Raw genomic sequence first — 21,991 nt, 5'->3', positions numbered from 1 at the left:
TCTGATCTCTTGTTTTTATTGACCGCCAGGCTCGTGACCCGGCGGTATCATCGATACAGAACAGTGCGGGCAGGATTGGCCCGCCCGTTTAGTGAATCAGCATGCCGCCATTCACATCCAGAGTAATGCCGGTCAGGTACGAAGACAGATCGCTGGCCAGGAACAGTGCGGCATTGGCCACGTCCTGAGCCACGCCCAGACGTCCGAGGGGAATGCCTTCGATAATCGCGTGACGACGCTCATCCTGCATCAGGCCACCGGTGATGTCCGTGTGGATCAGGCCCGGCGCAATGGAGTTGACGCGCACATTGTCCGGCCCCAGTTCGCGCGCCATGGCCTTGGCCAGGCCCAGTACACCGGCCTTGGCCGCGCTGTAGTGAGGACCACCGAAGATGCCACCACCGCGCTGGGCGGAAACCGAAGACATGCATACGATGCTGCCGCTTGTCTGCTTGCGCATGGCCGGGATCACCGCCTGCGACATGAGCAAGGTGCCGCGCAGGCTGACGTCCAGTACCTTGTCGTAATCGCTGCGACCGATATCCAGAGTCTTGAGTGGCTGCGTGATACCTGCGTTGTTGACCAGCACGTCGATGCGGCCAAAGTGCTCCAGCACACGGGTGACAGCCTGGCTGACATGCTCTTCGTTGGCCACGTTGGCGGCGAGTCCCAGATGACCTTCGCCCAGCGAAGCGGCGGCGTCACGGGCGGCTGACTCGTCCAGGTCCAGAATGACCACGCGAGCGCCCTGCTGGGCAAAAGTGACGGCAGTGGCTCGGCCGATACCTCGTGCAGAGGCAGCGCCGGTGATGATTGCGATCTTGTCTTTAAGAATCATGGGCAGGGTTCTCATGAATTGTTTTTATTGGATCGACCCAGGTCGAATCGATGACTCAGCTTGTGCCCCGCCCCGGACCTGAGCAATAACGCGACTTTCAGCAAGTGCTGAAAAAAAATCAGCACTCGAAAAGTGAATGAGTGATATTTGGACGCAAAGAAAAGCTGACCAGACCGGAAACCCGCATGCATACCCCAGGCGACCCTTCGCTCAATCTGCCACCACTGAAGGCCATTCAAGCCTTCGAACAGACCGCCCGCTTCGGTAATGTGGCGCGCGCCGCCGAACAGCTCAACCTGACGCCCTCGGCCGTCAGCCATCAACTGGCCAAGCTGGAAGCGATGATCGGTCGCCAGTTGTTTCTCAGGACCGCACGGGGCGTGACCCTGACTCCTGTGGGCGAACAATACCTGTCGGAAATTTCAGGGATACTGCACAGCTTCGCCGTGGCCACCGAGCGGGCTTCCAGCGATGTCAGCCTGGACTGCCTGCGGCTGCATTCCGCACCCAGTTTCGGCTTCCTGTGGCTGATGCCACGCCTTGAAAAGTTTCGCCAGAGCCACCCCGATATCCAGTTGAATCTGTCGTGCTCCTACGAATCCCTGCACTTCAGCCGCGACAAGATCGATGTGGACATTCGCCATGGCCTGCCCGACTGGCCAACGCTGGAAGTGCGCACCGTGCGCAACGAACAGATCGCGGTCATGGCCTCACCGGCCCTGCTGCAGAGAAGTCCCGTCCATGGCGCGGCAGACCTGCTCGGCAGCCCGCTGATCCTGTCCGAAGCAACCCTTATCAAGTGGCCACAATGGTTTGCCCGGCACGGCCTTTCCCGCCCGGAAAAACCCTACCCGCTGAGTTTCGACCGCTCTTACATGGCCCTCGAAGCCGCCAGTCAGGGTCTTGGCTTTGCCCTGGAAAGCACCCTGCTGGCTCAGACATATCTGGCCAGAGGCGATCTGGTGACCGTATCGCCCGAAGAACTGAGCGCGCCCATCACCGCCCACCATCTGGTATTCCCCAAGGCGCATGCCGGTTTTCCCAGGGTGAAACGTTTTCTGGAATGGATGCAGGGTGAGTTGGGGCGGGATTTTTCGTATTGAGGGGAAAGAAATGACAGTACTCAGGCACCTATGAACAATGCCCTAATATCAATATATGCAATATTTAAACTTTTATTCATAAACAAAAAAAACCGTTGCACTTCAACATCAAGGAAGGCCATAAAATGAAAGTACTTGTCAACGCAGGTGGCAATGTAACATGGGAAAATACGCGAAGCGTGGTGACGACAAGTGCTGCCTTTTCTTTGGCTGCAAAAAATTTTGGTGCAGGCGACGAATGTAATGCAACTTGTCCAGGCTGTGGCCGACGTCTCCCGACATTTTGCCTACATCTGGACCATATACTTTCTCAATCGAGATACACGCAGGGAATTGTAGCGATGGGTGAAGAGCTGGAGCTCCGCTCATTCATTCATCCTCATGGTATATCCACAAATTACACGGGTGCGATGAACGGAGGAATAGCGAATATATTCAAAATAGGGACACAAAGCACATCATTGAGATTATCGGCTCGCCAAAACCTCATACCTCTTAATGTTGTTGAAACTGCTACATTGTGGTGTAACGATTTGGAAAATCTACAATTCTTATGTGGCCCTTGTAACTCTCGGAAAGGGAACCGTGATTTTGACGCTATATTCCCAGGCCGAGAGAGATATCCTTTGGCAGCTTATATCTAACCTTTTGCGCCATGATATTGCTCCATGGCGGCTTCAAAGTACTCTAAAGCACCCCCAACAACGCCCAGACCCTTCTTGCCTCGGCATCGGAGGTAATCAGCTCCGAAAGCAGTTCCTTGAGGGGTTTGTTGCCCCACTCCACGCCTTTGCGGATCAGGTAAGGCACTGGGCTGTGAGGCTCGTTGCGGGCCAGGTAGTCGGCTATCAGCAACAGTTGCCGATAAGCTTCTTCACGATTGCGGGGCTCACCCAAGGCCCGTGCCGGGGCAGGTTCGGCGTTCGGTTCGAGCGGGGTGTCAATCGTCATGTCGGCAGTGACCTCTTCGGTTTCGGGTGGCAAAGGTTGTGCCGGGTGCATGGCAATGAACTCCTTGAACACGGCCGCCAGTGATTCGAGCGTCTGTTTCAAGGGAGCATACGACGGGCCATCCTCGGCAAAATACCCGGAACTCCAGTTGTCCAGCGCCTCCAGTTGGCGAAGCGCGACCTGAGTGACATCAAAACTGCTCAACCACCAGGAAACCGGCGTGCTGCGCACCCGTTCATTGAGTCGTGTCTGATCGCCAGCAGCCGCTTCGGCGGCCACCTTGGAAGCCTTGCTGTCGTTGACCTGCACTCGATTGCGCTGCAATTTCTGCCAGTCGCCCAGGGCAAAACCGGCGAACTCGCCTTCTTTGCCCTCGAAAAACTGAAACTGAATGCGCAACAGCTCCAGATAGCGACGCACAATCCATTCAAGCGGAGTGGCCCGCCATGACAGGTCACCATCGGCCGGTTGTGGATGCAGATCTTCCGGGTAGCGTTCGCACAGGCCGATCAACAGACTCAACGCATCGACGATGCCAGAGCGGGCATCCTTGTGCAGCCAGGCCTCGCCCAGCCAGCCGGCGATCATCAGATCCTTGCTTTCCCTGAGCAGTACAGAGGTCGCAATCGCTTCCACCTGCCCCCAGTCTGCCCGCTTGATATCGGCCTGCCAGACACCCATCGGCAAGCTGGTGTCATCTTCGCGGCGCAATTGGCGCAGGCGGTCATAGATGGGTTCGTGACGAAGGTTCACGCCACAGGGTGACTCTCCAGACAAGGGTTCCAGCAGTTCGCTGACCCGTGACGAAAGCTGACTCATCGATACACTCCAGCATCAACTACTGAACGAGGGGCAGAACCGAACGGCGAGCGCGGGGCCTGCACCGGCAAGGGTTGAATGGACAACGGGGCTTTGCCGCCCTGACTCATCAACGAAAGACGCACGAACATCAGGGCCTGGTTTTCCTCATTGGCAGGCGCATGGACAGGCACCTCAAGCGACAGCGGGAATTCCGTGTAATCGACATTGGGTTGCCGCTGCACCGATACATGGGCACTCATCAGGCGCAGCAATGACCACGGCCCAAGGTATTGCCATTCGGCTTCCAGTCCGTTGACACGCAGGTCGGACTGCAACGGATCGTTGACCGGGCGCTGAGTACCATCCCGAGCCCAACGCAGAATCAGGCTGAGCGGCTGACCGACATTCCAGTGCAGGACCTGCTGCGCCTGGCCCGGATAGCTGATTTCGCGATTGCCCGAAACCAGCTTCCAGCTGATGACCTGATCGGCACCGCGCTCACTGTCCCGATCGGTGCGCCACTGGATTTCCATGTCGGCTCCCACCAGCCCCGCCTTGTCACGCATCAGCAGCGCACCCAGCCAGGGTCGGGCCAGCTTCAGGCGCTCAAGAAACTCGACAGCCGCAGCACGATCGCGGGAGGGAGCATTCCTCAGTCCGTCCTGAGCCTGTGGCAAACGTTCGTCGATCAGAGTCAGGAAATGCTGGACCCTTGCCGGGTCGGCATCCGCCGCGCTCAAGTCATGGGCAAAGGGGAAACGCCCCGACAGATACTGATTGAAGTAACTGGCCAGCGCGTTCCAGGCTGCGGTGCCCTGCTGCTGTTGCAGCAACTGGCAACGGCGCAGAGCCGCCTGTTGCAGATTCAGCCAGCGCTGGGTCAACTGCCCGGTGCTGACCGGCACATTGGCCGACTGCAGAATGGTCAGGCAGGTGTTCTCGTCCATCTCATTGAAGTCGCGACTGAGCAATTGAGTGATCAGGGCCGGAGAACTGGACGGGTTCTGCGCCTTGTACTTGTTCATTTCCTCACTCAGGGAGGCAAACCGGGTCACCTCCTCGACACTCACCAGAGGCAGGTTCTGCAACTGCGTCTTCAGCCACTCCACGGCCGGAGCATGTTGCTCGGTGATCTTGGAAATCACCAGGAACTGCTGGTCCAGACCGCGCTTGAGGTCCTGGGCATCCGTGGCTCTCAACAATTGCAGCCCGAAGTTTTTTCCGCCATCCCATTCACTGATATCGGCGCGATCCCGAAACAACGGTTGTTCGAGCACCATGCTGGAGGCTACTGCAATATCTGCCAGTGCCACCCGGTTCAGGTAGTTCTGCAGGCTGATGGCGAGCTGGGGATGCTTGAGTTCGATAAAGGCCTTGTGCAACTCCAGTGCCTGATCGGTGCGGATATCGAAAAGCCGGAGCTCTTCCTGGGACGCTGACGAAGACGCATGGGTGCTCAGACTCGACCACATGGAATCGGCGGCGGCCTCCTCGGCGGTGCTCAACATGGCCGGACGGTACATGGCCGGAATATTCGGCAGCTCTTCACGGGCATACAGCTTGTAGCTGTTGTAGTGGTTCAGGGCGATGCTCAGGCCGTCGTTATCGACATGCTGCGCCGGCCCGTTTTCGCCACGGCCATCCTGACGCAAGGCACTGGCCACGAAGTCGCGGCGCAACAACGAGTTGATGGCTGCGTGCAATTGCGAAACCCGCTCCTGCAAGGACAGTTGCCCGCTGCCACTCTGGGTCAGCAGACTATTGCTCGCGGCCCCCTGGGCGATCCATTGCCCCTTGAAGCTGTGCTGCAACTGGGCCGCCTGGCTTTCAAGCTCCTGAGCAACCTGCGGCCCCAGCAGCTTGCTCTGCCTGACACTTTCCATCATCGCCAGATAACCAGGCACCAGTTCCTGGCCTTTGCCACGGCTCCAGGTCGCGTTGGTCAGGTCGATGACCGCCTGCAAGTCGTCAATCAGGTCCTTGATACGCTCCAGTTCTTCGAGGTCGTTCTCGGTGCTCGACTCCAGACGCTCCAGATGCAGCTTGAGATAACCGGCGGCGGTGATGAAGTTGTCTGCCCGATAGTATTGAACCAGCCACTTCTCCATGAGTTTGGTGAAGTTGGCAGTCACCTCTTTGCGATGGGCCAGCAGATCCAGAGGCTGGAGAGATGCACTGCTCTTTTCCGCCAGCAACCGGTTGTAGAAGGACTCGCGATGCAAGGTGCCCGCATTGAGGTTCAGGCCCAGGGCGTTATTGCTCAGGGGCACCAGATCTTCCAGCGGGGTTTTCTGGTTGCTCAGGGACAGGCTGTAGAGATTGTTCATCTGTTCCAGGCGGGTTGCCCGCTCCACCAGATCCCTGGCCTTGACGTAACTTGGCCATAGCGCAGGGTCATCGCCCTCCTGAACGGAGCGCCGGTCGCTATCGGTGATTGCCAGCAACTCGTTGGTCTGGGCCAGCAGCAAGTCATGCAAGGGCTGACGCATATGGCTCATGGACATATGCCGCAGCACGCCATCCAGGCGGGTATCCAGCGAAGAGAACCAGGAGCTGGGATAAACCGGAGAAGCGAAATGCCAGCGCGGTGCATTCTGCAACACATTCCAGAACGCCTGCACATTGCTTCGGGTCAGTTCCTGCCGGTGCGAGTCATCGTTGACCTGCACGTAATTGCGCTGAGCCTCCTGCAACAACCGCGACAGCTCATCGGCTTCATCGATCGAATAGCGCCAGACCCAGAGCATGGAAATGCCCCAGACCACGCCAAAGACCAGGGCACCAATAGCCGTAACCCGCTGCCAGCGTCGACGCAGATGCAACAGGCGTGGCACAGGTTGCGCCAGCCCGCGTTCGGCATTGATGCGATGTTGCCAGAGAGCCGAAGCGAAGACGCTCTGCATGAGCGGCGCATCGCTTGCCGACAGGGTTTCATGGCCCGGAGCCGATGCCTGATCGGCGGTGAAATACAGCCCCCGAAAACGCACCGCCTCGCCCTGGGCATTGCCCTGAAAGACCGGCTCCAGCAGCATTTGCAGAGAGCGGCGCAGATCCTTCAGGCGCTCGGGCAGGAAACTCAGCTCGCCACTCAGGCTGCCCGATAACGCACCGACCTGAACAATGGCTTCCGAGAGTGCCTGAACCACGGAATCGAGGGCGGTATCGCTCCACTGGGATTGCCAGACCATTTCCGGGTCATAAGGCGAACTCCAGCCCAGAATCTGCTGGCGAGTGTCCTGGGGCAAAGCCGTGACCAGATCCTGAAAGCCGGGAATCTCGTCCATGCCGTTGATCACGACATACACCGGCACACTGAGCCCCAGACGTTGCAGCAGCTCGATAAAGCGCCGACGCGCCGCCAGCCCCAGGGAAGCCGCACGCTCGCCATCCAGAAGATCGGCCGCCGAGATGTTCCACACCACCCCGTCCAGCGGGCGCTGGCCACGGATACGCAACAACAGACTCAGCAAACTGGCCCAACCGTTGCCCTGAAGCTTCATGCCTTCTTCAGGCATGAACAGCGACTGCGGCACCACCAGAACCGCGCCTTCGGGATCGGACCACCAACGACCGAACCATGCGGGCTTGTCCGTTGGCGAAAGATTCCAGGCCGAGCACAGCTGAGAGCCCTGAGCCTCATCGCCCACCATCAACAGCCAGGAAGTCTGATAGTGATCGCGTACGCCCTGATCCTTCTCCATCTGGCGCACGGCAAAATGGAAACTGCGTATCGCTGCCCCGCCACGAGTACGCAACCACCAGATACACAGCAGCAGAATCAGCAGAATGACAACAATGCCGATGACCCAACCCAGCATTGTCAGCGTCATGACAGGCCCTCCACAACGACAAAGGGTGTCGCCAGATGCAGGACCGGTTCCAGGCGCTGGCCGATGTCATGCCAGAACAATTGCCCGATACCGATAAACAACAGCGTGAACGCCAGAATCACCAGCCCCAGACGCAGGCCGTCAGGCAGGGACCTGCGCAACGGCAACTGACGAGGTGCCACATTGGACGGTTCAGCCAGCAACTGGCTGACGTTGGCATAGTCAGGTTCGCGCTGACGGGTGAAGGTAAACAGAGCATGACGCCATTTTTCGTGCAGGGCCTGACCGCGCTCGCCACGCAGATGACCGTGAAAGCCGAGGATCAGGCACAGCAGGTAAACATTGCCCAAATCGCGATTGGTGGAAACCTGCTCATCGAGCAAGCGCTTGATTTCCAGCGGCAGGCGTTGTCCGGCCTGACGACTTGAATACAGACGTGACTCAAGAGGTTTTTCCTGCCAGGCACTCTGTCCCGACCAGTCGGCGAACAGCAGGGTTTCGTCCACCAGCGCGACAAAGGCATAGACCATGGCTTTCATTTGCTGGGTCGCAGAATCCCCTACATTGGAAAATGCATTGCGCCAGAGCCTGCGGGTGATTCGCGTCGACAGTTCGGCCACCGCCTCGACCAGTTTCGAGGTGTCTTCGCCACTCTTGTCCAGTTCGTTCCAGGCGGTCAGCCATTGCTGCCACGCCTCACGAAAAGCGCTACTCAGAGGTGCATCCTGCATGACACGCCCCCGCGAAACGGCATTCCCTTCAGCCATACAACTTCCCTACCGTACTCAGGCGGATTCGTGGGTGGTTTTGTCGATGAACAACACGACTTGCCAGGGGCTGACAGCGCCTCCCGAAACAGATGAAACGATGTGCAAAGGCTGGGTCGGATCGAACCACTCGCCAGCGGCCTGAATGACAAACAGCCGCGTATCGTCGCCCGTACTGTAGGCCACCTGTTCCTGACGGCTCATCACCTGATGAGGCAAACCGCTCATGCGCTGGCGGGCCAGCACGGGTATGTGCGGACCGGAAGCGATGATCGCCCTGCCCAGCCATTCGATGGCTGCCTGTTCGGAAGCTCCGGCCGGCATGCGCAAGCCGACCACCAGTCGCTGACGGGATTTCTGTTCGGGCAGCGTAATGGAGAAGACATGTTCGGCCTGCTCGAACGGCAGGCTGCGAAAGCCCACCCGCACCTGTTCAAGGGTGCGTTCCAGCCAGGTCAGCACCTGATCGTAGCCGCGATACAGATCGAGAAAATCCAGCGGCGCATAAGCAGGTACGCCCGAAACCGGGTCCAGTACCGACCAGCTACCGGTCATTCCGAGCAACAACCCATGCAGGCCCTGGGCCGTGGCGACCCGGCTGCTCAGGGCACCTTCCACCTCGGGCAATCTGGCCCAGAGCGCAGCGGACTGCAGACGGATTTCCTCGGCATCGTCCTGGTTACCTGCCTGCTGGGCCTGACGCAAGCGTCCGGCGAGAAACATGCATTTCTCCCGGGTACGGGCGCACAGCTCGGCAATGCGTCGACCCAGCAAGGATTCCGGCAGGATCAACGGTGTCGGAGCAACATAGGGCAATTGCACGAAACCACCGCCCTCTTTCCGCAAATGCAGCAGAGGCAAGCAAATGGAGTCGGCCTTGTTGGCCTCGGTGACCAACCGGGGGTTGGGTCGCCAGACGGTAATGGTTTCCGGGTTTTCGCCACTGGCCAGATCCGGCAGCGAGTCGCCGAGCACCGATTGCAGACGCCCCTTGAGCGGCAGCAACTGACCGGCGCGCCACAGGGGGCTGATCGCCAGATAGACCATCACCGTGGAGGTCGCGGAGGCCGCAGCGGCCTCGTTGATATCCAGCTCCACCATCGGCCCCGATCCGGCACGAATGCTCAGGGGCATGCCATCGGGCAGGGTGGCGTCCAGCGCCAGAATACGAACCTGCCCGGCAAACAGAGCCGAAGGGTCCAGATCAAGGTTCGAAACACCCCAGTACCAGGGGTTCGATGCCTGGGCCAGATGGGCGGCCAGCACTTCGGCCCGCAAGCCTTGCAACTGAAAATGCTGGGGCAGCAATTGCATGCCTTCGTGCCAGCAGACTGCATCAGGTAGCACGCTCATAAGGTTTCCTTGGCATCCTGTGTATGGCGCATGGTCAGTGCGACGCGAGATCAATGGGCATTTTCGTCGAACAGCGTCATTTCCCGGCTATCGAATTTCAGCCATATCCTGCGCTGACCATCGAGCCGCAGGCGGTGCGCGCCGGGGGTATTGTAATTGGCAAAAACCAGCAGCCCCATGGAGGGCTTGCCGTCCAGCGGAAAAGTGCCCGATTCGATCAGTTGTCCCGGCACCAGCTCCATGCCCCAGATAGCCATGAGCTGGCGGTAGTCGCGGCGGTATTGCTCACGCTCGCTGAACCACTGGCTGGCAGTCAGGCCGGACAGTTTATTGAGCAAGTCAGGGTCGTTGACGGAAATGAAATCGACAGCGACAGGCGAGTCATCGTTGGCTCGCAATGCCACGTCCAGAATCAGCGAATCGATACTTATTTTTGGATCCAGAAAAGAACAACCCGTCAGCGTGAAAACAGCCAGCAATACGGCAATCCATTGTCGGTATTTGAACTGTTTTGCGATCATGATTGTCCAAGAAAAATTTTGTATTGCTTTTGGGCGTTCCTGTTATAGCATCAAGGCCAATTCGCCACCACGACGAATTTAGACGATTGCAGAAATAGACCTGTGCGGATCTGTTCTGCGGTCAAGCAAGGGAATGCGAGCATTGGGAAACCGTTGCATTGCGCCCGCCTTATGCATCGGAGTTCAGCCACCATGGCCGAGAGTACTCAGCACAAGCTAGACAGGGTCCGCCCTCCTCGCGTTCAGATCACCTACGACGTAGAAATCGGCAATGCCATTGAAAAAAAGGAACTGCCTCTTGTAGTCGGCATCCTGGCCGACCTGTCGGGCAAACCTGATGCTCCCCCTGCAAAACTCATTGATCGACGTTTCGTCGAAATCGATCGCGACAACTTCAATGAAGTGCTCGCCTCCATCGCTCCACGCACGGCCATCCAGGTCGACAACACCCTCAGCGGTGATGACAGCAAGCTCAACGTCGAGCTGCGCTTCAGCCACATCGACGATTTCGATCCGATCAATCTGGTCAAGCAAGTCACGCCTCTGCGTCGCCTGCTCGAAGCCCGCCAGCGTCTTCGTGACCTGCTGACCAAGCTCGATGGCAATGACGATCTGGACAAGCTGCTTCAGGAAGTCGTCGCCAACACCGAAGGTCTGCAACAGATCAAATCGGCCCGTCCTGAAAGCGAAACGGGAGCGCCACAAGCAGGTGCCGACACAGCCGAAGAGTCGCCTGCCGAGCCGCAAGCCTGATTGTCATCGCCCACCCATTCGCTGAGGATTAACCATGGCCACATCAAACAGCGCTGAGAATCAAGGCAGCGAAGGCTCAACCCAGACATTGTCCCTGCTGGACAAGATCATCGCCGAAGGCCGCATGGCCCATGACGACAGCCAGCAAGGCTACGCTCGCGACATGCTTGCCGAGTTCGCCACCCAGGTCCTCGATGAAGGCATGGCGATCGACAAAGACACCGTCGCCATGATCAACGACCGCATCAGCCAGATCGACTCGCTGATCAGCGATCAGCTCAACGAGATCCTCCACCACGAGGACCTGCAGAAGCTCGAAGCCTCATGGCGCGGCCTGCATTCGCTGGTGCAGAACACCGAAACCAGCACCCGCCTGAAACTGCGCCTGCTCAACGTTTCGCAGAAAGAACTGCAGACGGATCTGGAGAAGGCTGTCGAGTTCGACCAGAGCGCGCTGTTCAAGAAGATCTACGAAGAAGAATACGGCACCTTCGGCGGCCACCCGTTCAGCGTGCTGGTAGGCGACTACACCTTTGGCCGTCATCCGCAGGACATCGGCCTGCTGGAGAAGCTGTCCAACGTTGCAGCCGCCGCCCATGCGCCATTCATCGCCGCCGCCAGCCCGCGCCTGTTCGACATGAGCAGCTTTACCGAACTGGCCGTGCCTCGTGACCTGGCCAAAGTGTTCGAAAGCCAGGAACTGATCAAGTGGCGTTCTTTCCGCGAAAGCGAAGATTCGCGCTATGTCTCCCTGGTACTGCCGAACTTCCTGCTGCGTCTGCCTTACGGCCCGGACACCTGCCCGGTGGAAGGCATGAACTTCGTGGAAGATGTCACCGGCACCGACCACAGCAAATACCTGTGGGGCAATGCCGCCTGGGCGCTGTCCCAGCGCATCACCGAAGCCTACGCCAAATACGGCTGGTGCGCGGCGATTCGCGGTGCTGAAGGCGGTGGTGCGGTCGAAGGTTTGCCAGCGCATACCTTCCGCACGTCCTCGGGCGATCTCTCGCTCAAGTGCCCGACCGAAGTGGCGATCACCGACCGTCGCGAGAAAGAACTCAACGACCTGGGCTTCATCTCGCTCTGCCACAAGAAAAACAGCGACGTCGCTGTATTCTTCGGCGGGCAGACCACCAACAAGCCCAAGCTCTACAACACCAACGAAGCCAACGCCAACGCCCGGATTTCCGCCATGTTGCCGTACGTGCTCGCTGCCTCGCGTTTCGCTCACTATCTGAAAGTGATCATGCGCGACAAGGTCGGCAGCTTCATGACCCGCGACAACGTCCAGACTTACCTCAATAACTGGATCGCGGATTACGTCCTGATCAACGACAACGCCCCCCAGGAAATCAAGGCCCAGTACCCGCTGCGTGAAGCTCGCGTGGACATCACCGAGGTTCCCGGCAAGCCGGGTGCCTACCGGGCCACGGTGTTCCTGCGTCCGCACTTCCAGCTGGAAGAACTGACCGCGTCGATCCGTCTGGTCGCCAGCCTGCCACCGCCGGTAGCAGCCTGACCCTGAGTCCTGCGGGCCTGGCTCGCAGGACTTCTCCCCCACTTTCTTTTTGCCAATTTGCAGGAGTTACACCCGATGGATGCGATCATTCTGGATCTGGGTGACGATATTAAAGGCGACAGCATGCTCGAAGGCTTCACGGACAAGATCGAAATCATGTCCTACAGCCATAACGTTGCCATGCAAGTGACAAACGACGTCAGCAACTCGGAACGTACCTCGGGTAAACCTCACGTCGGTGAGTTCACCCTGACCAAGTTCGTCGACAGCTCCACCCCCAACCTCAACAGCTACTGCTGCGCGGGCAAGCCGATCGCCACCGCCAAGATCACCATTGGCCGCAACGCCTCCGAAGGCAGCGGTCAGATCATGCCGTTCATTGTCTACACCCTGGACAACGTGGTGCTGTCCAACGTCAGCGTCAGCGGTGGTGCGGGCGGCAAGCCGGTGGAAACCATCTCGCTGAACTTCACCAAGATCAAATGGGAACTGACTGCCCAGAAAGACGATGGCACCAAGGAAGGCGTGGCCGGCACCAGCTGGGACCTGGCCGCCAACAAGAAAGCCAGCTGATAAAGGTAACTCGCCATGCCAGGCACAGGCATTCGTCCGCCGTTATTCGAGCGCCTGGCTTTCAGCGAGGAGCAGACGCAGCACACGAGGTTCTTCGACCGCCAGGCTCTGGCCGACTCGGTACGGACCGAACTGTTGCGCCTGCTCAATACCCGCCGCGCTTCAGGGAACATGACCACGCCCCCCACCCTGCTCGACTACGGCATCGCCGACTGGAGTGCCCTGCAAGCCAGCAACAGCGATGACCGACGCCGCATCACGCGGGAAATCCGCGCTGCAATCACTCATTTCGAACCACGACTGCACCTCAGCGGCGTGGATGTACAAGCCATGCCCGGACGTCCTCGGCAACTGGATATTCGCCTGAGCGGCACCCTGCGCCATGACCGTCAGGAATGGCCCGTGGCATTTGTGGTGCAGACCTCGGAAGCCGGGCTGGAGGTCAGCCATGAGCGATTCGATTGACCCGCAACTGCTCGATTATTACCAGCGCGAACTGACCTGGCTCAGACATGCCGGCAGTGTATTCGCCAACCGCTACCCCAAGGTTGCAAAACGCCTGGAGCTGTCGCCCGGCGAAAGCCAGGACCCGCATGTCGAGCGCCTGCTCGAAGGTTTCGCCCTGCTTGCCGCGCGCCTGCAAAGACGTCTCGATGACGATTACGACGAGTTCAGCAACGCCTTGCTCGAACAGCTTTACCCGCTGGCCATCAGGCCCCTGCCCTCGTGCAGCATCGTTCGCTTCGAGCCGGACCCGAGCAAAGGCAATCTGACCGCGGGCTATGCATTGCCCCGGGACACACCGCTGTTTGTCACCACGACCAAAGGTGAAAGCATCCACTTTCGCACCAGTGCCGAAGTCACCTTGTGGCCCATTCAGATCAGCGAAGCGGTGCTGCTCAATGCGGAAGAAACCCAGGCCCTGACCGGTGTCATCCAGGCCCGATCGGCCCTGCGCCTGACGCTGGAGTGCCAGGGGGAAACAACGGACTGGGCACAACTGAGCATTGAACATCTGCGCCTGCATCTGGACGCTTCGCCGGTGGTGAACGCGGCACTTTACGACTTGCTGGGCGCCCATGCCGTCAAGGTCTTGAGCGGCGCACCGGGCAGCCAGCCGGTTGCCCATGGCGACCTGCCGGCAATTGCCGGTTTCGCCAACGACGAAGCCCTGCTGCCGGAAGAAGACGGCGTACATCCGGGCATGCGGCTGCTCGCCGAGTATTTCGCCTTCCCGGAAAAATTCCACTTCTTCGATATCCCGCTGAACACGGCCCATGTTGAAGGACGCACGCTCTATCTGTATATCGTCTTCGATCGCGCACCCCAGGCTCGCCTGCACCTGCAAGCCAGCGATATCGCCCTGGGCTGCACCCCGGCAATCAACCTGTTCCCACGCACCTCCGAACCGCTGCGTCCGGACGGCACGCAAAGCGAATACCGGCTGATTGCCGACAGCCATCGCGAGAACAGCGTCGAGATCCACAGCATCCGTGGCATGCGTGCCGCTTCGCCCCAAGGTGCGCGCCCGGTGCCTGCCTATTACGGCAGCCAGCACAGCCTGGGCGACAGCAGCCTCTACTGGCATGCCCGACGCATCAGCGGACTGACGCCCAACCGGTTGGGCAGCGATCTGATGCTGAGCCTGGTCGACACCCGCTTCGACCCGCTGCTCGATGCGCCCAATTACAGCCTGACAGCCGAACTGCTCTGCACCAATCGCCATCTGGCCCAGAGCCTGAATGCCGGAACCCCGCTGAGTTTCGAGCGGCCCGGCCCGGTGGCCAGAGCCAGCCTGATCAACCCGCCCAGCTCGCAAAGCATTCCGCAACTGAGTGGCGAGTCGCGCTGGCGGCTGATTTCGCAACTGAACCTCAACCACCTGTCGCTGGTGGAAGGTCCCAAGGCGCTGGAAGCCCTCAAGGAAATCCTCAGCCTGCATAACCTGCGCGACGAGGCCAGTGCCCGTCGGCAGATCGAAGGCCTGCAAAAAATGACCTGTGAGCGGGTCATCGCCCAGGTCGGTGAAGATGCCTGGCGCGGCTGGCGCAACGGGCTGGAAGTCAGCCTGCAACTGGACCCGGAACACTTTGTCGGCAATAGCGCAGTGCTGTTTTCCGCAGTGCTGGCGCAATTCTTCTCGCTCTACGCCACGGCCAACCGCTTCGTGCGCACGGTACTGGTCAACTCGGACAAGGAGGTCAAGACATGGCAACCCCAGGCCGGCATGCCCCTGTCCCTCTGAGTGAGGTCTTGCGCAAGGAGCCACAGGCTTTCGAGCTGTTGCAGGCCTTGCTGATTCTGGAGCGCGAACAACCCCAGGCTTCGCCATTGGGCACCGGCACCTCGCCCCAGGCCGAAGCCATCCGCCTGCGCGGCCCGTTGACACCCTTGTTCGCCTCCAGTGAAGTCGAAAACCTGACTCAGGAGCCCGGCCAGCAACCGGTGCTGACCACACCGGTCTTCGGTCTGGGCGGCCCCGACGGCCCTTTGCCCTACGCCTTTCAGGAATGGCTGCAACAACGCGCCCGCGCCAAGGATCATGCGCCTGCCGAGTTTCTCGACCTGTTCCAGCATCGCCTGCTCAGTCTGCTTTACCGGGTGCTGCGCAAGCATCGGGTGGCGCTGGGCTTTTCGGTGCCCTCTGCCAGCCCGGTGCAGGCGCAGCTGCGCGCACTGACCGGTCTGCTACCCAAATCCCTGCAGGAACGCCAGGCACTGCCCGATGCCGCGATCATGGCGCGCAGTGCCTTGTATTCGGGCGGTCGTCGCTCACTGGCCGGCTTCGCTGCCATCGTGCGTCAGCATTTCGGCCTGCCGGTACAGATCAGCGCCTATGAAGGCGCATGGCGCAGCATTCCGCCAGCCAGCCGCAGCCTGCTGAAACCCGGTGGCCGCAACCTGAAACTGGGCAGTACCGCCATCGCCGGGACTCGCGTCTGGGATGAACATGCCGGTATTCGTCTGACCATCGGCCCGTTGCAGAACGATCAAGCCAGACGCCTGCTGCCTGACGGCGAAGCCCATCAGCAACTGGCAAGCATGGCCGCCCTGTATTTCGGCCCCGACCTGGACTGCTCACTGACCCTGCTGGTGTCAGGTGCAGAGCCAATGGTCATGAATCGCGAGAACCCACCAACCCTGAACTGGAACGGTGGCTTGCGTAGAAAACCCAATCAAGATGTGCAGCGCATCGACACCCGGCTGCGCCAAGCGGAGATGGCCTGAATATGGAACTTGGCAGCCTGATAGCACGCCTCAACGCCGACAGCCGCCGCGCCTTGGAACGCGCCGCGCAGCGCTGCCTGCAACGCGGCCATCACTACGTTGAAATCGAACACCTGCTGCTGGAACTGCTGGATATCGAAGGCGGTGACCTGGCCTGCCTGCTGCCGCGTTTCGGTCTGGAACGCGATGCGCTGACCGCCGAGATCAACAAGGCGCTGGAACTGTTCAAATCCGGCAGTACCCGCACACCGGCACTGTCCGCCCAGACCATCGGTCTGCTGGAAGACACCGTAGTGCAGGCCAGTGTCATGGGTCAGCAAAGCATTCGTTCGGGACTGTTGTTGCTGGCCCTGCTGGACCGCGATGAACGTCGCAGTCTGTTGCTCAACAGCGCATCTTCGTTGCTGCGCATTCCCAAGGATGTCCTGCGTAACAACTTGCAGGAGTGGGCACAGGCGTCTCGTGAACACATTGCCAGTGCAGCACAGAACCAGCCCGGTAAAGCTCCAGAACGAGCGGTTGAAAGTTCGACCCTCGATCAGTACACCCAGGACCTGACCGCCGATGCCCATGCCGGACGCATCGACCCGATTGTCGGGCGCGACGGGGAAATCCGTCAGTGCATCGACATCCTGCTGCGCCGTCGCCAGAACAATCCGATTCTGGTGGGCGCACCGGGCGTGGGTAAAACCGCCGTGGTCGAAGGCCTGGCCTTGCGTATTGCCGCGGGTGATGTGCCGCCCTCCTTGCAGGATGTCAGCCTGCGGGTCCTCGACCTTGGCCTGCTGCAAGCCGGTGCTGGTGTAAAAGGCGAGTTCGAGCAGCGCCTCAAAGGCGTGATCGACGCGGTGCGCAGCGCCGAAAAGCCGATCGTTCTGTTTATCGACGAAGCCCACACCCTGATCGGTGCCGGTGGCGCGGAAGGTGGCAGCGACGCCGCCAACCTGCTCAAGCCCGCACTGGCACGCGGCGAACTGCGCACCCTGGCCGCCACCACCTGGATGGAATACAAGAAGTATTTCGAGAAAGACCCGGCACTGGCCCGACGCTTTCAGTTGGTGCAGGTGGAAGAACCGGACGAATCCACAGCCGTGGAAATGCTGCGTGGCGTGGCCAGCAAACTGGAACAGCACCACAGGGTGCAAGTACTGGATGCGGCCATTCACGATGCGGTGAAACTCTCCCACCGCTATATCTCCGGGCGGCAACTGCCGGACAAGGCCATCAGCATTCTCGACACCGCCTGCGCCCGTGTCGCCCTCGGCCAACACGACGTTCCACCGCCGCTGGAAAGCCTGCGCCATCGCCAGCAAAGCCTGAAAGAAGAACTCGAACGCCTGCGCCGCGAACAGGCCACTGGCCTCGATCACCGGGAACGCATTACCACGCTGGAAAGCGAATCCACCAGTAACCTGCAAGCCATTCGTGAACTGGAAGTACGTTGGGGCGAAGAGCGTGAAGCCGTGCGCGAGCTGCTGGAAACCCGTCGCGAGCTGCTGGCTCTGAGCGAGCGCGTGGACGCCAATACTGACCTCGCCAAACGCGACCCGGACACCGACAGCCGCATCGACTACCTGGCCTCGGAACTGGTGCGCCTGGAAGCCGGTCTGGACGCCATTCGCCAGGACGATCCGCTGGTGCCGGAACAGGTCGACTCCAAGACCGTCGCTGCCGTGATCGCAGGATGGACCGGCATCCCGGTCGGCAAGATGCTCGCCGACGAGGCCCATGCCGTACGGACCCTGGGGCAGCGCATGGGCCAGCGGGTCATGGGCCAGAAAGCCGCTCTCGACACCATCGCCCAACGTCTGCAAGCCTACCGCGCCGGCCTGACCGACCCGCAGAAACCGGTGGGCGTGTTCCTGCTCCCCGGCCCTACCGGCGTCGGCAAGACCGAAACCGCCTACGCCCTGGCCGACGCCTTGTACGGAGGTGAGCGCAACCTGATCAGCATCAACCTTTCCGAATACCAGGAAGCCCACACTGTCAGCCAACTCAAAGGCGCGCCACCCGGCTACGTCGGTTACGGCACCGGCGGCGTACTCACCGAAGCGGTACGCCGCAAACCCTATTCCGTGGTGCTGCTGGACGAAATCGAAAAAGCCCACCCGGACGTACTGGAAGCGTTCTACAACGTGTTCGACAAAGGCGTGATGGAAGACGGCACCGGCCTGGTGGTGGACTTCAAGAACACCGTCATGCTCGCCACCAGCAACGTCGGTGCCGAACTGATCCTCGACACCCCAACCGCCGAACTCGACACAGACCCGTTCAACGAACGCCTGCACAAAGTCCTGCTACAAGCCTTCCGCCCCGCCTTCCTCGCCCGCATGACCGTGGTGCCTTATCGCCCGCTGGATGAAGCGACACTGGAAGGAATCGTGCTGGCCAAACTGGAGAAATTGCGTGGCCGGTACAAGGCGGCTACGGGGAAGCAGTTTGATTTTGATAACGGGATTGTCAAGGCCGTACTCGCGAAATGCAGCGGGGCCGGGGCGAGGGATATTGAGAATGTGTTGATGAAGCAGGTGACGGGGAAGTTGGCGGAGTGGGTGTTGGAGTAGCAACCCAGCACATTATAGAAAATGTGGGCATTGATCGAAAGAGTATACTAACGGAGAGTTTCAATGAGTAGATACAACAGAATACTGTACATACTCGTAGGGACAACAGCTCATCATGAGTGGGAGGAGTTCTCCACGGGCATTTACATGAAACTCGTGAAAGGAGGTACAAGGATACGATTAATGGACCGAGCCATGCATGCCACTACGTTGAGCTGGATGACATTCTTTGCAGACCCTGCTAACGAAAAAGTGGCAACCATAATAAAAGTTGACATTAACGATGTAATTGCAGGACATGAATTCAACTATATTTCCGACTACATCTGGTGCTTACACAACTGCGGAAACCCGGGAAAAATTGTGATACTTGGACATGGCTCCCTAACAGCAGAAATCGGTGCACACGCTGATAAGGAAAACAAAACCTATCTAGGAGTACCTCAGAAAGATTTTATTGAAACCGTTTTCCCGGACTGGCCACCGCCTCGTCCAGCAATAATCACTGACCCTATATTTGCCCCGGGCATCGAAGGGCTGAAAACTATAGCGCTAAAACAATGTTACGCCGCACGAACCAGCAATTCTTATGTCAGAAAAGACGCCACAAACAACACCTACCATGCTGCGATTGGCTCTGCGGCAGATATCACCGCGAATACTTTACGCGCCAAGGGCTGGACGGGTTCAGGAATAACGCTAACAGCATCACCTGAATACAATCTTTTTTCTACTAGTGATGCTGAAATTACAATGTCGACTCAAATGCCGACTATACAAAACACAGTCACCGCTCAAAGAATAACCTTTCCCAAGTCACATCAAGTTATCATCGAATCAGGAAAGTCATATATAACCACAAGAACTCGCTTTTTGACCCCATCAGGGGTAAGAACAAAACAAGGGAGTAAAAACTACTGGAAAGCTGACACAGCCTCTAGTGTCAGTTACCCAGAGCATTGGATAAGAGAGAAGCCATATTTCACCTGGAAAATACATCTCCCCGAATATATAACAGCCGATCCAAATACAAATTCGATTACCTCTATAGTTCCTGCTGGTGCAGACTCAATGCACCTCAAAAGAACCAACTTAAAAGTAAGAATACCACTTTGACAAAAGCGCTTCTGAAAACAACGTTATCAAAATAAACTTCATTTATTTCAACGAGACTCTTGATGCCCCGCTCCACCGACACCACAACCAGCCTCTCCCTGACCGGCTCAGCCCTCACCGAGCTGTACCCTGACTCCATCAGCGGCGAGGAATCCCTCAATACTCTGGGGCAGTATTTCCTGCATGGTCAGGCGGATACCGCGTTGACGCTGACTTCCGCCATCGCCACTCACGTCACCACCACGCTGCATAACGATGCGATGCTGCGGCCGATGGATGCGTTGGTTGCGGAAATCCGTCAGCTTCCAGCCGACGCCACGGCGGATCGGTATCAGGTGTTGCTGCGGCCATGGTTGTGGTGGTTGACGCTGGCGAGCAATAACCGGGTATTTCAGAACCTCTCCACGTCGGACATCGTGACGTCGATCTTCACTGACCACGGTTTCAGCGATCACAAGCTGTCGCTGACCGGCAGTTACACGCCCCGCGAGTATTGCGTGCAGTACGGTGAAACCGATTTTGCGTTTGTGTCGCGCCTGCTGGAAGAGGAAGGGATTTTCTGGTTTTTCACCCATGAGGAAGGCAAGCACACGCTGGTGCTGGCGGACAACAACGATGCGTTTCCGGCGATTCCCAACGGGCCGGCGGTGAAGTATCTGGGTCAGGGCATGGGCAATCGGGAGCTGCACGGGATTCGTTCCGGGCAACTGGTGTTGCAGGCGGTTTCCGGGGTGTATTCGGCGTCGGATTACGAGTTCACCACGCCCACCACTTCGCTGTACAGCAAGGCCGAAGCCAAGGCCGGGCCGTTGTCGATGTATGAGCATCCGGGCGGTTATATCGCCAAGGCGCGGGGCGATGCCTTGACCAAGCAACGGGTCGATGGCCTGCGCAGTCAGGAAAAACGCTTTATCGGTGAAAGCGACTGCCGCTGGCTGGTGCCGGGGCACTATTTCACCCTGAGCGGCCATGACGATGCGACGCTGAATATCGACTGGGTAGTAACGGCGGTTACCCACGAAGCCAGTCATGAAGGCTATCGCAACCGTTTCGAGGCCATCCCCAAAGCCACGACCTTTCGCCCGGCACGGCTGACACCCAAACCGCGCATGCACACCCAGACGGCGACCGTGGTCGGCAAGTCCGGTGAAGAAATCTGGACCGACGAATATGGCCGGATCAAGATCCAGTTTCCGTGGGACCGCGACGGCAAGAACGATGAAACCAGCTCCTGCTGGGTGCGTGTGGTGCTGCCCTGGACCGGCAAGGGATTCGGCATGCAGTTCGTGCCGCGTATCGGCCAGGAGGTGATCGTCACCTTTATCGACGGCGACCCGGACCGGCCATTGGTCAGCGGTTGCGTGTATAACGGCGACAACGCCCTGCCCTATGCCCTGCCCGCCAACCAGACACAATCGGGGATCAAGACCAACTCATCCAAGGGCGGCGGCGGTTTCAACGAGCTGCGTTTCGAGGACAAGAAGGACGCCGAGGAAGTCTTCCTGCAAGCCCAGAAAGACTTCAAGACCAATGTGCTCAACGACACCACGGTCACCGTCGGCCACGATGAAACCCTGACCGTACAGAACGCCCGTACCCGCACCGTCAAGGAAGGCGACGAAACCGTCACCCTGGAAAAGGGCAAGCGCAGCGTCACCATCCAGACCGGCAGCGACACGCTGGACGTGAAGGACACCCGCACCGTCAAGGTCGGCGGCGACCAGACCCACAGCACAGGCGGCAACTACACCGACAAGGTCACCGGCAATTACAGCCTGACCGTGGACGGCAACCTGACCCTCAAGGTCAGCGGCACCATCACCCTGGAAAGCGGCGGCAGTTTCACGATCAAGAGCGGTGCGGATCTGGCGGTGCAAGCCAGTACCTCGATCACCCAGAAGGCCGGAACGGCACTGACCAATCAGGCGGGGACATCGCTGGAAAACAAGGCCGGCACGACCCTGACCAACGACGCGGGTATCAGCCTGACCAACAAGGCCGCCGCATCACAGACCGTGGATGGCGGCGGCATGCTGACCATCAAGGGCGGTCTGGTGCAAGTCAATTGAGA

16 protein-coding genes are annotated in these 21,991 nt (G+C 59.0%); 10 read left to right on the top strand and 6 right to left on the bottom strand.

Features of this window, described 5'->3' with window-relative positions:
• Nucleotides 1-88 precede the first annotated feature (88 nt).
• Nucleotides 89-838, bottom strand: a complete 750-nt coding sequence (locus JSY17_RS00795; RefSeq protein ID WP_206401054.1) for an SDR family NAD(P)-dependent oxidoreductase — start codon at nt 836-838, stop codon at nt 89-91.
• Nucleotides 839-1,023: 185 nt separating this feature from the next.
• Here JSY17_RS00795 and JSY17_RS00790 point away from each other — a divergent pair, with 185 nt between their 5' ends.
• Nucleotides 1,024-1,941: a LysR substrate-binding domain-containing protein gene (locus JSY17_RS00790; protein WP_200998177.1), complete on the top strand. Its 918-nt coding sequence runs from the start codon at nt 1,024-1,026 to the stop codon at nt 1,939-1,941.
• A 687-nt stretch (nt 1,942-2,628) separates the two neighbouring features.
• On the opposite strand, the gene tssA is transcribed toward JSY17_RS00790, so the two are convergent.
• Genes tssA through JSY17_RS00765 form a run of 5 tightly spaced genes read right to left on the bottom strand, consistent with a single transcriptional unit; the run spans nt 2,629 to nt 10,164 of the window.
• Complete coding sequence (tssA, locus tag JSY17_RS00785; RefSeq protein ID WP_206401053.1) at nt 2,629-3,711, bottom strand: type VI secretion system protein TssA; 1,083 nt, start codon at nt 3,709-3,711, stop codon at nt 2,629-2,631.
• A complete protein-coding gene (locus tag JSY17_RS00780; protein ID WP_206401051.1) occupies nt 3,708-7,523 on the bottom strand; it encodes a type VI secretion system protein in 3,816 nt (1,271 codons plus the stop codon). Before JSY17_RS00780 ends, tssA begins: the two co-directional genes overlap by 4 nt.
• Nucleotides 7,520-8,290, bottom strand: coding sequence for a DotU family type IV/VI secretion system protein (locus JSY17_RS00775; protein ID WP_117164852.1), 771 nt, complete (start codon nt 8,288-8,290; stop codon nt 7,520-7,522). Before JSY17_RS00775 ends, JSY17_RS00780 begins: the two co-directional genes overlap by 4 nt.
• An 18-nt stretch (nt 8,291-8,308) precedes the next feature.
• Complete coding sequence (gene tssK / locus JSY17_RS00770; RefSeq protein ID WP_206401050.1) at nt 8,309-9,643, bottom strand: type VI secretion system baseplate subunit TssK; 1,335 nt, start codon at nt 9,641-9,643, stop codon at nt 8,309-8,311.
• Between the two features lie 50 nt (nt 9,644-9,693).
• The gene (locus tag JSY17_RS00765) at nt 9,694-10,164 is read right to left on the bottom strand and encodes a YajG family lipoprotein (protein WP_117180983.1); all 471 of its coding nucleotides are present in this window, start codon (nt 10,162-10,164) and stop codon (nt 9,694-9,696) included.
• Between the two features lie 192 nt (nt 10,165-10,356).
• Here JSY17_RS00765 and tssB point away from each other — a divergent pair, with 192 nt between their 5' ends.
• The 9 genes from tssB to tssI all read left to right on the top strand — a co-directional run bounded on the left by tssB (nt 10,357) and on the right by tssI (nt 21,989).
• Nucleotides 10,357-10,917, top strand: coding sequence for a type VI secretion system contractile sheath small subunit (gene tssB, locus JSY17_RS00760; RefSeq protein ID WP_117164855.1), 561 nt, complete (start codon nt 10,357-10,359; stop codon nt 10,915-10,917).
• A gap of 34 nt (nt 10,918-10,951) precedes the next feature.
• The gene (gene tssC / locus JSY17_RS00755; RefSeq protein WP_117164856.1) at nt 10,952-12,439 is read left to right on the top strand and encodes a type VI secretion system contractile sheath large subunit; all 1,488 of its coding nucleotides are present in this window, start codon (nt 10,952-10,954) and stop codon (nt 12,437-12,439) included.
• A 75-nt stretch (nt 12,440-12,514) separates the two neighbouring features.
• A complete protein-coding gene (locus JSY17_RS00750; protein WP_117164857.1) occupies nt 12,515-13,012 on the top strand; it encodes an Hcp family type VI secretion system effector in 498 nt (165 codons plus the stop codon).
• Nucleotides 13,013-13,027: 15 nt separating this feature from the next.
• Nucleotides 13,028-13,477: a type VI secretion system baseplate subunit TssE gene (gene tssE / locus JSY17_RS00745; RefSeq protein WP_117164858.1), complete on the top strand. Its 450-nt coding sequence runs from the start codon at nt 13,028-13,030 to the stop codon at nt 13,475-13,477.
• Nucleotides 13,461-15,257, top strand: a complete 1,797-nt coding sequence (tssF, locus tag JSY17_RS00740) for a type VI secretion system baseplate subunit TssF (protein WP_206401048.1) — start codon at nt 13,461-13,463, stop codon at nt 15,255-15,257. Before tssE ends, tssF begins: the two co-directional genes overlap by 17 nt.
• Nucleotides 15,221-16,240 carry a type VI secretion system baseplate subunit TssG gene (gene tssG / locus JSY17_RS00735; protein ID WP_206401047.1) on the top strand — a complete coding sequence of 340 codons (1,020 nt, stop codon included), beginning with the start codon at nt 15,221-15,223 and terminating at the stop codon, nt 16,238-16,240. The genes tssF and tssG overlap by 37 nt, the downstream gene beginning before the upstream one ends.
• A gap of 2 nt (nt 16,241-16,242) precedes the next feature.
• Entirely contained in the window at nt 16,243-18,804 is a 2,562-nt protein-coding gene (gene tssH, locus JSY17_RS00730) for a type VI secretion system ATPase TssH (protein ID WP_206401045.1), read from the top strand.
• Between the two features lie 63 nt (nt 18,805-18,867).
• The gene (locus JSY17_RS00725) at nt 18,868-19,920 is read left to right on the top strand and encodes a hypothetical protein (RefSeq protein ID WP_206401044.1); all 1,053 of its coding nucleotides are present in this window, start codon (nt 18,868-18,870) and stop codon (nt 19,918-19,920) included.
• 62 nt (nt 19,921-19,982) lie between these two features.
• Nucleotides 19,983-21,989, top strand: coding sequence for a type VI secretion system Vgr family protein (gene tssI, locus JSY17_RS00720; protein ID WP_206401042.1), 2,007 nt, complete (start codon nt 19,983-19,985; stop codon nt 21,987-21,989).
• The last annotated feature ends 2 nt before the right edge of the window (nt 21,990-21,991 follow it).

Origin of the sequence: Pseudomonas capsici (genome assembly GCF_017165765.1) — a bacterium.
GTDB lineage: Bacteria > Pseudomonadota > Gammaproteobacteria > Pseudomonadales > Pseudomonadaceae > Aquipseudomonas > Aquipseudomonas capsici.
The sequence above is the reverse complement of the archived record's forward strand: the minus strand, read 5'-3'. Positions and strand labels throughout refer to the sequence as shown.